The 13,338-nt window shown below is 70.9% G+C and carries 12 protein-coding genes; 6 read left to right on the top strand and 6 right to left on the bottom strand.

What is annotated here, in order from left to right; translation table 11 throughout:
- Positions 1–15 precede the first annotated feature (15 nt).
- The gene (locus tag QF030_RS23825; RefSeq protein WP_307164672.1) at positions 16–1,647 is read right to left on the bottom strand and encodes a hypothetical protein; all 1,632 of its coding nucleotides are present in this window, start codon (positions 1,645–1,647) and stop codon (positions 16–18) included.
- 316 nt (positions 1,648–1,963) lie between these two features.
- Positions 1,964–3,091 carry an alpha/beta hydrolase gene (locus QF030_RS23820; RefSeq protein ID WP_307164671.1) on the bottom strand — a complete coding sequence of 376 codons (1,128 nt, stop codon included), beginning with the start codon at positions 3,089–3,091 and terminating at the stop codon, positions 1,964–1,966.
- A 236-nt stretch (positions 3,092–3,327) separates the two neighbouring features.
- On the opposite strand from QF030_RS23820, the gene QF030_RS23815 reads away from it, so the two are divergent.
- From QF030_RS23815 to QF030_RS23790, 6 genes are all read left to right on the top strand, one after another.
- Entirely contained in the window at positions 3,328–5,139 is a 1,812-nt protein-coding gene (locus QF030_RS23815; RefSeq protein WP_307164670.1) for a phosphatidylglycerol lysyltransferase domain-containing protein, read from the top strand.
- 137 nt (positions 5,140–5,276) lie between these two features.
- Positions 5,277–6,257 carry a dihydropteroate synthase gene (gene folP / locus QF030_RS23810; RefSeq protein WP_307164669.1) on the top strand — a complete coding sequence of 327 codons (981 nt, stop codon included), beginning with the start codon at positions 5,277–5,279 and terminating at the stop codon, positions 6,255–6,257.
- On the top strand, positions 6,254–6,775 hold the full coding sequence (locus QF030_RS23805; RefSeq protein ID WP_307164668.1) for a nuclear transport factor 2 family protein: 522 nt from the start codon (positions 6,254–6,256) through the stop codon (positions 6,773–6,775). The genes folP and QF030_RS23805 overlap by 4 nt, the downstream gene beginning before the upstream one ends.
- Before the next feature lie 278 nt (positions 6,776–7,053).
- A complete protein-coding gene (folB, locus tag QF030_RS23800) occupies positions 7,054–7,413 on the top strand; it encodes a dihydroneopterin aldolase (protein WP_307164667.1) in 360 nt (119 codons plus the stop codon).
- Positions 7,410–8,021 carry a 2-amino-4-hydroxy-6-hydroxymethyldihydropteridine diphosphokinase gene (gene folK, locus QF030_RS23795; protein ID WP_307164666.1) on the top strand — a complete coding sequence of 204 codons (612 nt, stop codon included), beginning with the start codon at positions 7,410–7,412 and terminating at the stop codon, positions 8,019–8,021. Before folB ends, folK begins: the two co-directional genes overlap by 4 nt.
- A 72-nt stretch (positions 8,022–8,093) precedes the next feature.
- Positions 8,094–8,579: a DUF3180 domain-containing protein gene (locus tag QF030_RS23790; RefSeq protein ID WP_307164665.1), complete on the top strand. Its 486-nt coding sequence runs from the start codon at positions 8,094–8,096 to the stop codon at positions 8,577–8,579.
- A gap of 25 nt (positions 8,580–8,604) precedes the next feature.
- Here the strand turns inward: QF030_RS23790 and folE are convergent, their stop codons facing one another.
- From folE to tilS, 4 genes are all read right to left on the bottom strand, one after another.
- A complete protein-coding gene (gene folE / locus QF030_RS23785) occupies positions 8,605–9,210 on the bottom strand; it encodes a GTP cyclohydrolase I FolE (protein ID WP_054241753.1) in 606 nt (201 codons plus the stop codon).
- A gap of 151 nt (positions 9,211–9,361) precedes the next feature.
- Positions 9,362–11,401 carry an ATP-dependent zinc metalloprotease FtsH gene (ftsH, locus tag QF030_RS23780; RefSeq protein WP_307164664.1) on the bottom strand — a complete coding sequence of 680 codons (2,040 nt, stop codon included), beginning with the start codon at positions 11,399–11,401 and terminating at the stop codon, positions 9,362–9,364.
- A gap of 186 nt (positions 11,402–11,587) precedes the next feature.
- Entirely contained in the window at positions 11,588–12,148 is a 561-nt protein-coding gene (hpt, locus tag QF030_RS23775) for a hypoxanthine phosphoribosyltransferase (protein WP_307164663.1), read from the bottom strand.
- Positions 12,149–12,220: 72 nt separating this feature from the next.
- Positions 12,221–13,252: a tRNA lysidine(34) synthetase TilS gene (gene tilS / locus QF030_RS23770; RefSeq protein WP_307164662.1), complete on the bottom strand. Its 1,032-nt coding sequence runs from the start codon at positions 13,250–13,252 to the stop codon at positions 12,221–12,223.
- Between the last annotated feature and the right edge of the window lie 86 nt (positions 13,253–13,338).

The following is a 13,338-nucleotide window of genomic DNA, read 5'->3' as shown; positions in this document are numbered from 1 at the left end:
ACGCCCGGGGACGCCTCAGGAGACGGCGCTGCGCAGTCCCTGAAGGTCGATGTGCTCCGTCTCGTCGTGCGCGGTCAGGTCGATCACCTGACCGATACCGCGCGCCGCCTCGTCCAGCGGCTTGAACTCCGCCTCGGACTCGGCCTTGTGCAGGGCGAGGGCCTCCTGGCCGACGACATCGGCCAGGTCCTCGTTCTGCACCGCCTCCAGGGCCTGAGGCGTCGAATCGCCCTTGGTCCCGAAGAAGTCGAAGCCGCCCTCGGCCGTCGGACGCCGTACGGGATACGCGGCCGGTACGACGGCCACGGCGGTCGGCACGGCGAAGTGGCCGGAGGGACGGCGCTCAACGGCGCCGGCGGGACGGGGGACGAGCGCACCGGTCCCCGCGGCGGCGACGGGGGCGGAGACGCCGGTGCCCGAGAGGGCGGCGAGGCCCGAGGGAGCGGGATGCACCGGCGGCGCGGGCCGCTCGCTCTCCGTGTGGTCCACGTGTCCGCCGACCTCGGAAGCTTCCGGGGCCGCCGGTTCCGCCGCGTTGCCCTCCGCCTCGTCCGCTTCCGCAGCGGTGGAAGCCGGATCGTCCGGAGCCTGGTGGTGGTCCGGAGTCCGGTGGACCCCGGCCTGACCCTCCGGGCTCCGGTCCTCCGAGACCGCGTCGGCCTCGGCAGCTGCGTGGGGGGCGGTCGCGCGCGTGTGCTCGTCGACCGCCTCGGGCTTCCCCTGCGCCTCGTCCTCCTGCGCGGCCTCCGTGTCGCCGCCGGCTGTGGCGCCGACGTCCGCGGAAGTCGCCTGCGCGGGCGCCTCCTCGGCGCTGTGCCCGGCCGTCGTCGCCTGGACGCCGTCGGTGTCGAACCGGTCCAGGGCCGCCTGGGCCCGCAGGAACAGCTTGGACCCCTCGGGAGAGAAGACCGCCGCAGCCGTCGGCTCCTCCTCGGTCTTCTCGGTCTCCTCGGCGCCATCGGTCTCCGCGACCGGTTCGGCGCCATCGGCGGAGTCGTCGGGGGTACCGGGGTCGACAGAGCCGTCGGACGCGGCTTCCTCGACCGTCCCCTGGGCTTCGGCCGCCGCCTCGTCGGCGTCCGCGCCTTCGGTGACCTCGCCGTCGTCGGTGTCCTCCGCGTCCCGCGCGACGACCGTGCCGGTCGGCTCGGCGTCCCGCGCCGCGCGTGCGGCGGGCAGCGCGGGCGTGGGAGCCGCCTCTATCTCGAGCAGCCGGCGGCCCTCCAGGGCGCTGGCCCGCTCGGTCTCGGCCGTGGCGTAGCGGCGCAGCAGCGCGGCGTGCTCGTTGCGCAGACCCGCCAGTTCGGTGCGCTTGGCCCGCAGGCGCTGCTCCAGCTTGACGCGCAGCTCACGTGATTCGTCGAGGTCGCTCTCCAGCTCGGCGACCCGTTCCTCGTAGCGCCACTCGTCACTGGCACGCGCGCGTGCCAGGTCGGCGACCTGTTTGCCGGCCTGCATGTCCCAGCGGCGCATCACGTACGCGCCGAGGATCGCCGTCGCCGCGGCAGCCGCGGCCAGACCGCGGAGCGCCATGGGTTCCGTGAACACCCAGGGACCGAGGGCGCAGACAAGGGAGACGCCTGCGATTGCCGAGGGAGGCAGCAGCCTGTGCAAAGGCGGGGAATGGCGGTGACGTCCACGTGGCATGGCCAGAAACTTACCGCGCGTAGGCGAATGTTGGCGCCCCGCCCCGCAAAAAGGCGGCCATACCGAAGTCTTCACACGGCATCAGGAAACAGAGCGGTCACGGAATTCGACAAGAAGCAAGATCATTTCTCGTCGGGGCGCCCCGGGCAGCCCTCATGAACCCCGGTCGGCCGCCCACCCTTACCGGCCCGCGACGCCGCCCAGGGCCCCCGGTCCCGGGCCCCCCGACGCCCACCGACCCTCGCCGCGACGGGCGTCGGCCCCGTCACCGACGTCCGATGTCCACCGCCGGCTCCCGGCGTCGGGCGTCGGGCGCTCACCGGTCGCTCAACCGTCCGCTGATCCACTCGAGGGTCGGCGGGATCTCCCGCCGCCAGGTGTTGAAGTTGTGCCCGCCGCTTTCCAGGATGATCGACGAGATCCTGGTCGTGCCCGTGGCCTTCGCCAGCTCTATGAACTTCTGCGTGGCCTTGAAGTTGGATTCTCCGACCCGGCTGCTGGTGACGAGCAACGAGGTGGCGGGAGCGGAACGATTCTTCAGAAACCAGTGCAGATCCGCCTCGTTGCGCAGGGTGGTGTTGCCGTGGAAGAGGTCGCCGGTGGTCGGATCGCTCGGCGCCTTGTAGTACGCCGACAGGCCCGCGCCCGCCGCGTAGACCTCCGGGTGGTGCATCGCCAGCTTCAGCGCGCAGTAGCCACCCGTGGAGTCCCCGACGATGCCCCAACTGCCGGCCTTGCGACCCACCCGGTAGTGGGCCGTCACGGCGTCCGGCAGGTCCTTGGCGAAGAACGACTCGGCCTGCGGGCCGCCCGGGATGTCCACGCACTCGGTGTCCCGCGGCGGCGCCACGGTCGGCCGCAGCATCACCAGGATCATCGGCTGCATGCGCCCGTCCCTGGCGAGCTGCCGCGCGGTGCGCGGGTAGTGCAGCTTGTCCACGAGCGCCTCCGCCGTTCCGGGGTAGCCCGTGAGGACGACGGCCGCGGGGAACGTACGCGTGCGGTACTGCGGGTCGAAGTACTCCGGCGGCAGATACACGTACGCCGGTGTGGCTATATGAGTCGTACGTCCGTTGACGGCGACCTTCTGGATCTGTCCGCCGAACTGCGGACGCCCGCCGCCGCCACTGTCCACGCCCCGCGTGTCGAGCACCCGCAGCGGCCCCGCCGGGGCGCCACCGGCCGCGTGGTCGACGACCACGCCCTGGTCGGTCTCCCGGCCGAACAGATCCGCCCAGCTGGCGTAGAAGCCGAACGCCTGGTTGGCGGTGAGGCCGACCGACACGAACAGCGCCAACTGGGTGGCGAGCAGCAGCCCGACCCGCCCGCTGACCGCCCGCCAGCCGGTCCGGGCCAGCCTCGGCCACAGCCACACCGTGCCGACGAACAGCAGTAAGGCGAACAGCACTGACAGCAGCAGCGTTTTGTCGCTCGTGAGCCCCATGCGGTGATTTCCTGCCTGCTCTCCGTCCGGGATCCCGCCCGCTCCCCCCGACTCCTTCGCGAGGGCTTGTCCCGGACTTTCCTTGGCCTTTTCAGTGGCTTTGAGAAGACGAGTGAACCTCTCTCCTCAAGACACCGTCCTAGAGGGCGCAATGTCGCCGGATGCCCGAATCGGGCCCGGGTCGAAGGTCTCTCGCGGAACTACGGGATGCGATGTCTGTCACTCAAGATGGGGAAATGTCGGGCGGGGTTCCGCACCGATCAAGCCGGGTGCGGCAGATAGTGCGAGGTCCGCGCCCCGAGTCCGTTCCCGCGCTCGTCGCCAGAGCCTGCGCCCTGGTCGGTCTGCTGGACGTCGCCGCGGGCGTCTTCCCGCGGTTCCGGCACAGCCGTATGCACTCCTTCGCCGAGGTGCTGCCGGGCTCCTTCGGGCCGTTCGCGGCCGCGCTGTCCCTCAGCGCGGGCGTCCTGCTGCTGCTGCTCGCCCACGGCCTCAGGCGGGGCAAGCGGCGCGCGTGGCGCGCGGCGGTGGTGCTGCTGCCGGCGGGCGCGGTGGCCCAGTTCGTGTACCGGCACTCGATCGTGGGCGCGCTCATCTCGGTCGCGCTGCTGGCACCGCTGCTGCTGCACCGCGACCAGTTCGCGGCGCTGCCCGACCCGCGCAGCCGCTGGCGCGCGCTCGCCAACTTCGTCCTCATGGGCGCCGGTTCCCTCGCTCTGGGACTGGTCATCGTCAGCGTCCACCCCAACCGCCTGATCGGCGACCCGAGCCTGGCCGATCGCATTACGCACGTCCTGTACGGCCTCTTCGGATTCGAGGGCCCGGTCGACTACCAGGGCAACACCTCGTGGACGGTCGCCTTCTCCCTCGGCGCCCTCGGCTGGATCACCGCGGTCACCACGATCTACTTCGCCTTCCGCCCCGAGCACCCGGCCGCCCGCCTCACGGAGGAGGACGAGGTGCGCCTGCGCGCCCTGCTGGACAAGCACGGCAGGCGTGACTCCCTGGGTCACTTCGCGCTGCGCCGTGACAAGGCCGTGGTCTTCTCCCCCAGCGGCAAGGCGGCGGTGACCTACCGCGTCGTCTCCGGCGTGATGCTCGCCAGCGGTGACCCCATCGGCGACGTCGAGGCCTGGCCCGGCGCCATCGAACGCTTCATGGACGAGGCCAAGGCCCACTCCTGGACGCCCGCCGTCATGGGCTGCTCGGAGACGGGCGGCGAGGTCTGGACCCGTGAGACCGGCCTCGACGCGCTCGAGCTGGGTGACGAGGCGGTGGTGGACGTAGCGGATTTCTCCCTGGCCGGCCGCGCGATGCGCAACGTGCGCCAAATGGTCAAGCGCATCGACCGCGCCGGTTACGAGACCCGGGTACGGCGCGTCCGTGACCTCGGTGAGGCCGAACTGGAGCGCATCCGGCGGGCCTCCGAGGACTGGCGCGGCACCGACACCGAGCGTGGCTTCTCGATGGCCCTGGGCCGCGTCGGCGACGCGGCCGACGGCGACTGCCTCATCGCCACCGCGCACAAGGCCGACGAGGTCCCGGGCGAGTACGGCGATCTCAAGGCGATCCTGCACTTCGTGCCCTGGGGCCCGGACGGCGCCTCCCTGGACCTGATGCGCCGCGACCGCGCGGCCGACCCCGGCATGAACGAACTCCTGATCGTCGCCGCCCTCCAGGCCGCCCCGAAGTTCGGCATCGTGCGCGTGTCGCTGAACTTCGCCATGTTCCGCGCGGCGCTCGCCCGCGGCGAGAAGATCGGCGCGGGCCCGGTACTGCGGGCCTGGCGCGGGCTGCTGGTGTTCCTCTCCCGCTGGTTCCAGATCGAGTCGCTGTACAAGTTCAACGCCAAGTTCCAGCCGCGCTGGGAGCCCCGCTTCGTCGTCTACCGGGCCTCCGGCGACCTCCCTCGCATCGGCTTCGCCGCCATGCAGGCCGAGGGCTTCGTCAACCTCGCCCTCCCGCTGCCGCGCTTCCTGCGCCGCCGTTCCGCGGCGGCACGCGTGTGTACGCACGCGGTGGCGGAGCGAGACGTACGGGCGGCGTAGCCGCGGCGCTGCCGGCCCGGCGGGCGCGGGCCGGGACCACCGGCCGGCCCGGGAGGCGGCCCCGCCTCCTCCCGGCTCCGGGGCTTGCACCCGGGCCGCACCGCGGCGCGGCCCGGTCCTGGGCCTACGCTGAACGCATGAGCAAGCAGAGCGGACGCGGGCGCGTCGTCGGCCTTCCGGAATGGGACCGCTGCGCGGTCCTGGGAGTCGTCAACGTGACCCCCGACTCCTTCTCCGACGGCGGCCGCTGGTTCGACACGACGGCCGCCGTCAAACACGGCCTCCAGCTCGTCGCCGAGGGCGCGGACTTCGTGGACGTCGGCGGCGAGTCCACCCGCCCCGGCGCCAGCCGGGTCGACGAGACCGAGGAACTGCGCCGGGTCGTCCCCGTGGTCCGCGCCCTCGCCTCCGAGGGTGTCGTCGTCTCCGTCGACACGATGCGCGCCTCCGTCGCCGCCCAGGCCCTCGCGGCCGGCGCCGCCCTCGTGAACGACGTCAGCGGCGGTCTCGCCGACCCGGCGATGATCCCGGCCGTCGCGGACACGGGCGCCCCCTTCGTCGTCATGCACTGGCGCGGCTTCCTCGAGGGCGGCAACGTCAGGGGCGTCTACGCCGACGTCGTCGCCGAGGTCGTGGACGAACTGCACGCGCGCGTGGACGCCGTCCTTGCGGGCGGCATCTCCCCCGACCGCATCGTCGTCGACCCGGGCCTCGGCTTCTCCAAGGAGGCCGATCACGATCTGTCCCTGCTGGCCCACCTGGACCGGCTGCACGCGCTCGGTCACCCGCTGCTCGTCGCGGCCTCCCGCAAGCGGTTCCTCGGCCGTGTCCTGGCCGGCCCTGAGGGCGCACCGCCGCCCGCGCGCGAGCGCGACGCCGCCACCGCCGCCGTCTCGGCCCTCGCGGCGCAGGCAGGCGCCTGGGCGGTCCGCGTGCACGAGGTGCGCGCGACGGCGGACGCGGTACGGGTCGCCCGCGCGGTGGAGGGGGCGCGCACCGAGAGCGTCGCGCCCGGCGCGGGCGCACCACGCCCGGCGCATCACGCCATGGGCGGACCCGCGACACCGGACGCACACCACGGCGGGCGCGGCACGAACGGCGCGGAAGGAGCCCGGTGAGCACCCCCGACACCGACGTCGAGCAGGTCGAGGCCGCCAACGCCGCCTTCTACGAGGCGCTGGAACAAGGCGATTTCGACGGCGTGTCGGCGCTCTGGCTCACCCCGGCCGACCTGGGCGTGGACGAGACGTATCACGACCCGGCGGACGTCGGCGTGGTCTCCTGCGTGCACCCCGGCTGGCCGGTGCTCACCGGCCGGGGCGAGGTGCTGCGGTCGTACGCGCTGATCATGGCGAGCACCGACTACATCCAGTTCTTCCTCACCGACGTGCATGTCTCCGTCACCGGCGACACCGCGCTGGTGAACTGCACCGAGAACATCCTCAGCGGCGGTCCCGCGCCGGAGGACGGCGAGGAGCTCGGGCCGCTCGTCGGCCAGCTGGTGGTGGCAACCAACGTGTTCCGCCGCACTTCCGACGGCTGGAAACTGTGGTCGCACCACGCCTCCCCGGTACTGACGGAGAGCGACGAGGCCGACAGCCCCGAGGACTCCGAGAGTGACGAGAACCCCTCCTGAACGGGTAGGCGGTCCGCAGGAAGGGACAGGAAGCCCTGAGATGCCCCGCAGGGACCAAGAAGTGGTTGGAATCACGAACCGCGGGTAGGGGCGGCTACCAGCCCGTGAGCAGCCGGGTCCCGTAAGGGAAACGCCCGGTGAAAAGTCCTGGCTCCGGCCCGGGCCACCGTCGCCGGTGCCCGGCTCTGTCCGTGCTCGCGGGTAGATTCGTTCCAGGCCGGGGCGCCGACCGCACCCGGACGCACCGGCCCAAACCGACGACTGCAGGAGTGATTCGCGTGGATCGTGTCGCGCTGCGCGGCCTGAAGGCCCGCGGGTACCACGGCGTGTTCCCCAAGGAACGCGAGGAGGGCCAGACCTTCATCGTGGACCTCGTGCTGGGCCTGGACACCCGACCGGCCGCGGCCGACGACGACCTGGCGAAGACCGTCCACTACGGCATCGTGGCGGAGGATGTCGTGGCCGTCGTCCAGGGTGACCCCGTCGACCTCATCGAGACGCTCGCCGAGCGCATCGCCCAGGCCTGTCTGAAGCACGAAGAGGTTCAGGAGGTCGAGGTCTGCGTCCACAAACCCGACGCCCCGATCACGGTCCCCTTCGACGACGTGACCGTCACCATCATCCGGAGCCGAGTATGACCGCGTTCTTCGCCGAGGGTCAGAGCGACCCGACCGTACAGCCGGTGCCGGCCTCCGTCGTCGAGAAGGTCGACGCCGCCGACACCACCCTGCACAACCCGCAACGGGCCGTGATCGCCCTCGGCTCCAACCTCGGCAACCGCCTGGAGACCCTCCAGGGCGCCATCGACGCCCTCGAGGACACCCCGGGCGTACGGATCAAGGCCGTCTCCCCGGTGTACGAGACGGAGCCGTGGGGCGTCGAGCCCGGCAGTCAGCCGTCGTACTTCAACGCGGTGGTCGTGCTGAAGACGACCCTCCCGCCGTCCTCCCTGCTGGAGCGGGCCCACGCGGTCGAGGAGGCCTTCCACCGGGTGCGGGACGAACGCTGGGGTGCGCGCACGCTCGACGTCGACATCGTCGCGTACGCCGACGTCGTGGACGACGATCCGCGCCTCACGCTCCCCCACCCCCGCGCCCACGAACGCGCCTTCGTCCTCGCTCCCTGGCACGACGTGGAGCCCGAGGCCCAGCTGCCCGGCCGCGGCACGGTCGCCGGTCTGCTCGACACCGTGACCCGCGAGGGCGTCGCGGCACGCAAGGACCTGGAACTCCACCTGCCCGAGTAGTCGTTAAGGTCGACAGGACCACTGCCCGCGGGATGTCCATGCCCGCGGGCTCGGGGGAGTTGAAGGGACACCGTGAGAGAGCTGCGCATCAGGGTGCTGGCCGGCGTGTTCGGCGTGGCCGCGATCCTGTCCTGGGCGGGCGCCCGCCTCTGGAACTCGGTCGGGACCCTCCCCAGCGTCCCGCTGGCCGCGCCCATCGTCCTCGCTTTGATCGCCGTGGTGCTCACGGCCACCGCGCTGTCGCTGCGCGCCCGTCTCAAGGCCCAGCGTGAGCGCCGCCCCGAGGCCAAGGGTGTCGATCCCCTGATGGCGGCCCGCGCGGTCGTGTTCGGCCAGTCCAGCGCGCTGGTGGCCGCCCTCGTCTCCGGCATGTACGGCGGGACGGGCGTCTTCCTGCTGGAGTCCCTGGACATCCCCGCCCGCCGCGACCAGGCGATCTACGCCGGTTTCTCGGTTCTGGCGGGGATCGCGGTCATAGCGGCGGCCATCTTCCTGGAGCGCGTCTGCAAACTGCCCGAGGACGACGACCAGGACAAGGGGGCGACGTCACCGGCGTGACGTCGCCCGGGTGGACGCAGGCCCGTCAGCGGGCCATGATCAGGCTCATCGCCTCGTTGCGCGTCGCCGCGTCCCGCAGCTGTCCCCGCACCGCCGAGGTGATGGTCTTGGCGCCGGGCTTGCGGATGCCCCGCATGGACATGCACATGTGCTCGCACTCGATGACGACGATCACCCCGCGCGGCTCCAGGATCTCCATCAGGGAGTCGGCGATCTGCGTGGTGAGACGTTCCTGCACCTGCGGACGGCGCGCGTAGACGTCCACGAGACGGGCGAGCTTGGACAGGCCGGTGATCTTCCCCGTGGTGGACGGGATGTAGCCGACGTGGGCGACGCCCCTGAACGGCACCAGGTGGTGTTCGCAGGTGCTGAACACCTCGATGTCCTTCACGAGCACCATCTCGTCGTGCCCCAGGTCGAAGGTCGTCGTCAGCACGTCCTCCGGCTGCTGCCAGAGCCCCGCGAATATCTCCTTGTACGCCCGCGCCACCCGCGCCGGCGTCTCCCGGAGGCCCTCGCGGTCCGGATCCTCGCCGACCGCGATCAGCAGCTCGCGTACGGCGTTCTCGGCGCGCTTCTCGTCGAACTCGCCGATGGCGCCCTCGCCGTCCAGCGTCACGGGGTCGGTCATGTGGTGCCTCGTTCCTGTGCGGGTCGCGCGTGTGGGTCACGCGCCTCATCGCGGCACCGACGGACGTCGGACGAAAATGCCGCGCCCCCCAGGCTAGAACCTGGGGGGCGCGGCATCCATTCCGGGCCTGGTGGGGCACCCGGGAGCCTGATCAGCTCTCGGGGCGGTCCTCCGGGGCCGGCTCGGTCACCGGGGTGGGCTCCACCGCGGTGGACTTCGCCGTGGAGATCGCCGGTGCCGCACCGTTGGCGCCGTTCGTCAGTGCGAGCTCCCTGGGGGAGAGCACCGGCGGACGGGTGGACGGCGTGCGCCGCGAGGAGCCCGTCCAGGCGGGCCGCGCCGGGCGCTTGACGATGGCGGAGAAGACCTCGGCGATCTGCTCCTTGTTCAGCGTCTCCTTCTCGAGCAGCTGAAGCACCAGGTTGTCGAGCACGTCGCGGTTCTCGACCAGGATCTCCCAGGCCTCGTTGTGCGCGTTCTCGATGAGCTTCTTGACTTCCTCGTCCACCAGCGCGGCGACCTCTTCCGAGTAGTCGCGCTGGTGAGCCATCTCACGGCCGAGGAACGGCTCGGTGTTGTCGCCGCCGAACTTGATCGCGCCCAGACGCTCGGTCATGCCGTACTGGGTGACCATCGCGCGGGCCGTGGCGGTGGCCTTCTCGATGTCGTTCGCGGCGCCGGTGGTCGGGTCGTGGAAGACCAGTTCCTCGGCAGCGCGGCCACCCAGCATGTAGGCCAGCTGGTCGAGCATCTCGTTGCGCGTGGTCGAGTACTTGTCCTCGTCCGGCAGAACCATCGTGTAGCCGAGGGCCCGTCCGCGCGACAGGATCGTGATCTTGTGGACCGGGTCGGAGTTCGGGGAAGCCGCAGCGACCAGGGCGTGGCCGCCCTCGTGGTACGCGGTGATCTTCTTTTCCTTGTCCGACATGATCCGGGTCCGCTTCTGCGGGCCCGCCACGACGCGGTCGATGGCCTCGTCCAGCGAGTGGTTGTCGATGAGCTTCTTGTCGCTGCGCGCCGTGAGGAGCGCCGCTTCGTTCAGCACGTTCGACAGGTCCGCGCCGGTGAAGCCCGGGGTACGGCGGGCGACGGCCGACAGGTCGACGTCCGGGGCGACCGGCTTGCCCTTCTGGTGAACCTTGAGGATCTCCAGACGGCCCTGCATATCCGGACGGTCGACCGCGATCTGGCGGTCGAAGCGGCCGGGACGCAGCAGTGCCGGGTCGAGGATGTCCGGGCGGTTCGTGGCGGCGATGAGGATCACGCCGCCCTTCACGTCGAAGCCGTCCATCTCGACGAGCAGCTGGTTCAGCGTCTGCTCGCGCTCGTCGTGACCGCCGCCGAGGCCGGCGCCGCGATGACGGCCGACCGCGTCGATCTCGTCGACGAAGACGATCGCCGGGGCGTTCGCCTTGGCCTGCTCGAAGAGGTCACGGACCCGGGAGGCGCCGACGCCGACGAACATCTCGACGAAGTCGGAACCCGAGATCGAGTAGAAGGGAACGCCCGCCTCGCCGGCCACGGCGCGCGCGAGCAGCGTCTTGCCGGTACCGGGCGGGCCGTACAGGAGTACGCCCTTGGGAATCTTGGCGCCGACGGCCTGGAACTTCGCCGGTTCCTGGAGGAACTCCTTGATCTCGTGGAGTTCCTCGACGGCCTCGTCCGAGCCCGCGACGTCGGCGAAGGTCGTCTTCGGGGTGTCCTTGGTGATGAGCTTGGCCTTGGACTTCCCGAAGTTCATGACTCGGGAGCCGCCGCCCTGCATCTGGTTCATCAGGAACAGGAAGACGACCACGATGAGGACGAAGGGGAGCAGGGACAGCAGAATCCCGACGAAAGCGTTCTGCTTCGTCGGCGAGACTGTGTATCCGTCCGGGATCTGCTTGTCCTGGTACTTGGTCTGCAGCGTGTTGGCAATGGTCACGCCCTGGTCGCCGATGTAGCTCGCCTGGATCTTCGAGCTGTCCTTGACCTTTTCGCCGTCCTTGAGCGTGACCTTGATGGTCTGCTCGTCACCGGTGGTGAGCTTGGCCGACTCGACCTTGTTGTCGTTGATCGCTGCAATGACCTGGCCGGTGTCCACCGTCTTGTAGCCGCCGGACGAGCCGACGACCTGCATCAACACGACCACGGCAAGGACGGCCAGCACGATCCACATGACCGGCCCACGGAAGTATCGCTTCACGTCCATCCATACGGAGCGGTGTCGCCCCGTCCCTCCTGCCATAGTGAGTTTGATAAGACAGTTCTTCTGACGGTACCCCAGCTTCGTCGCGCGGAGCCGCACGGGAAGGCTGGCGCACCCGTCTGCATGCTCCAACGGTGAAAGGCCCGCCGAGGTTCCCGATCTTCGTTCGGGGCTTGGGCCCTTCGGGTTTCAGCCGCCGTAGACGTGGGGCGCGAGCGTACCGACGAACGGGAGGTTGCGGTACTTCTCGGCGTAGTCGAGGCCGTAGCCGACGACGAACTCGTTGGGGATGTCGAAGCCGACCCACTCGACGTCGATGGCGACCTTGGCGGCCTCGGGCTTGCGCAGCAGCGTGCACACCTTGAGGGTGGCGGGCTCGCGCGAGCCGAGGTTGGAGATCAGCCAGGACAGCGTCAGACCTGAGTCGATGATGTCCTCGACGATCAGGACGTGGCGGCCCTTGATGTCGGTGTCCAGGTCCTTGAGGATCCGCACGACACCGGAGGACTGGGTGCCCGCGCCGTAGGACGACACGGCCATCCAGTCCATGGTGACGGGGGTGGACAGGGATCGGGCGAGGTCGGCCATGACCATCACGGCGCCCTTGAGGACACCGACGATGAGCAGGTCCTTGCCCGCGTACTCCGCATCGATCTTCGCGGCCAGATCGACCAGCTTCGCGTCGATCTCTTCCTTGGTGATGAGCACCTCTTTGAGGTCGGTGCCCATGTCTTTCGCGTCCACCCGCATCACTTTCGGTTGTCCCAGCGGCCACCGGGACCGCCCACGACCACGTAAGCGGTCCTGCCGGAGGGCCCGGATTCAGCCTTGCCGAATCACCAGTCTGCCACCCTGGCGCTGGGCGAGGACTTTGCCGGGGAGATTGATGACCCCCTGGCCGCGCCAACCGGTGATCAGCCGGTCGACCTCCTCGATGTGCCGGGCGAAGAGGGAACCGGCCGGAGCGCCCGCCTCGATGGCGGCGCGGCGCAGGATCCGACGGCGTACGGCGGGCGGCAGGGCGTAGAGCTTGGCGCACTCCAGAAGACCGGCGGCGTCCCGTACCGAGGACTCGGCCTGGCCCGCCCAGGCGTCGAGGGCGTCGGCGTCGTCACGGGAGAGCTGGGCCGTACGGGCGAGAGCCTCGACGACGCCCTTGCCGAGGGCCTTCTCCAGGGCGGGCAGCCCCTCGTGGCGCAGCCGGGAGCGGGTGTAGGCCGGGTCGGCGTTGTGCGGGTCGTCCCAGACGGGCAGGGACTGGACCATGCAGGCCTTGCGGGCGGTCTGCCGGTCGAGCTGGAGGAAGGGGCGGCGGTAGCGGCGGGCGGCCCCCGGACCTCCGGAGACGGCCGCCATCCCGGACAGGGAGCGGATGCCGGAGCCGCGGGCGAGGCCGAGCAGTACGGTTTCCGCCTGGTCGTCACGGGTGTGGCCGAGCAGGATCGCGACGGCGTCGTGGCGGACGGCGGCTGCGTCGAGGGCGGCGTAGCGCGCGTCGCGAGCGGCGGCCTCGGGACCGCCTTCGCGGCCGACGGTCACGGCCGTGGCCTCGACGGGATCGAGGCCGAGTTCGCGCAGGCGCAGGACGACTTCCTCGGCGCGCAGGTCGGAGCCGGGCTGGAGGCCGTGGTCGACGGTGACACCGCCGGCGCGGATGCCGAGCCGGGGTGCCTCGAAGGCGAGGGCGGAGGCGAGCGCCATGGAGTCGGCGCCACCGGAACACGCCACGAGCACGAGCGGCGGTGCCGGTCGCTCGTGGGAGCCTGTCTCGGGGGCGGGGTGGTCGTTGAGGATGTCGTGGAGTACGCGGCGGACCGCCAGGCGTATCGCCGCGACCGCAGGATGGGGACCCACTGTCCGGTTCCCTTCATGAAGTTGTCGGGGGTGAACCCGAGGTTCGGTCACGCAGAGTGTGTAGATGGTGACAGAACCGGGGCGTT

Source organism: Streptomyces rishiriensis (assembly GCF_030815485.1).
GTDB lineage: Bacteria > Actinomycetota > Actinomycetes > Streptomycetales > Streptomycetaceae > Streptomyces > Streptomyces rishiriensis_A.
This window is presented reverse-complemented; position numbering and strand designations above follow the sequence as displayed.

Coding starts and splice junctions, on each gene's coding strand:
- QF030_RS23825 (WP_307164672.1), bottom strand. CDS start 1,647: ATGCCACGTGGACGTCACCGCCATTCCCCGCCTTTGCACAGGCTGCTG.
- QF030_RS23820 (WP_307164671.1), bottom strand. CDS start 3,091: ATGGGGCTCACGAGCGACAAAACGCTGCTGCTGTCAGTGCTGTTCGCC.
- QF030_RS23815 (WP_307164670.1), top strand. CDS start 3,328: ATGTCGGGCGGGGTTCCGCACCGATCAAGCCGGGTGCGGCAGATAGTG.
- folP (WP_307164669.1), top strand. CDS start 5,277: ATGAGCAAGCAGAGCGGACGCGGGCGCGTCGTCGGCCTTCCGGAATGG.
- folK (WP_307164666.1), top strand. CDS start 7,410: ATGACCGCGTTCTTCGCCGAGGGTCAGAGCGACCCGACCGTACAGCCG.
- folE (WP_054241753.1), bottom strand. CDS start 9,210: ATGACCGACCCCGTGACGCTGGACGGCGAGGGCGCCATCGGCGAGTTC.
- ftsH (WP_307164664.1), bottom strand. CDS start 11,401: ATGGACGTGAAGCGATACTTCCGTGGGCCGGTCATGTGGATCGTGCTG.
- hpt (WP_307164663.1), bottom strand. CDS start 12,148: ATGCGGGTGGACGCGAAAGACATGGGCACCGACCTCAAAGAGGTGCTC.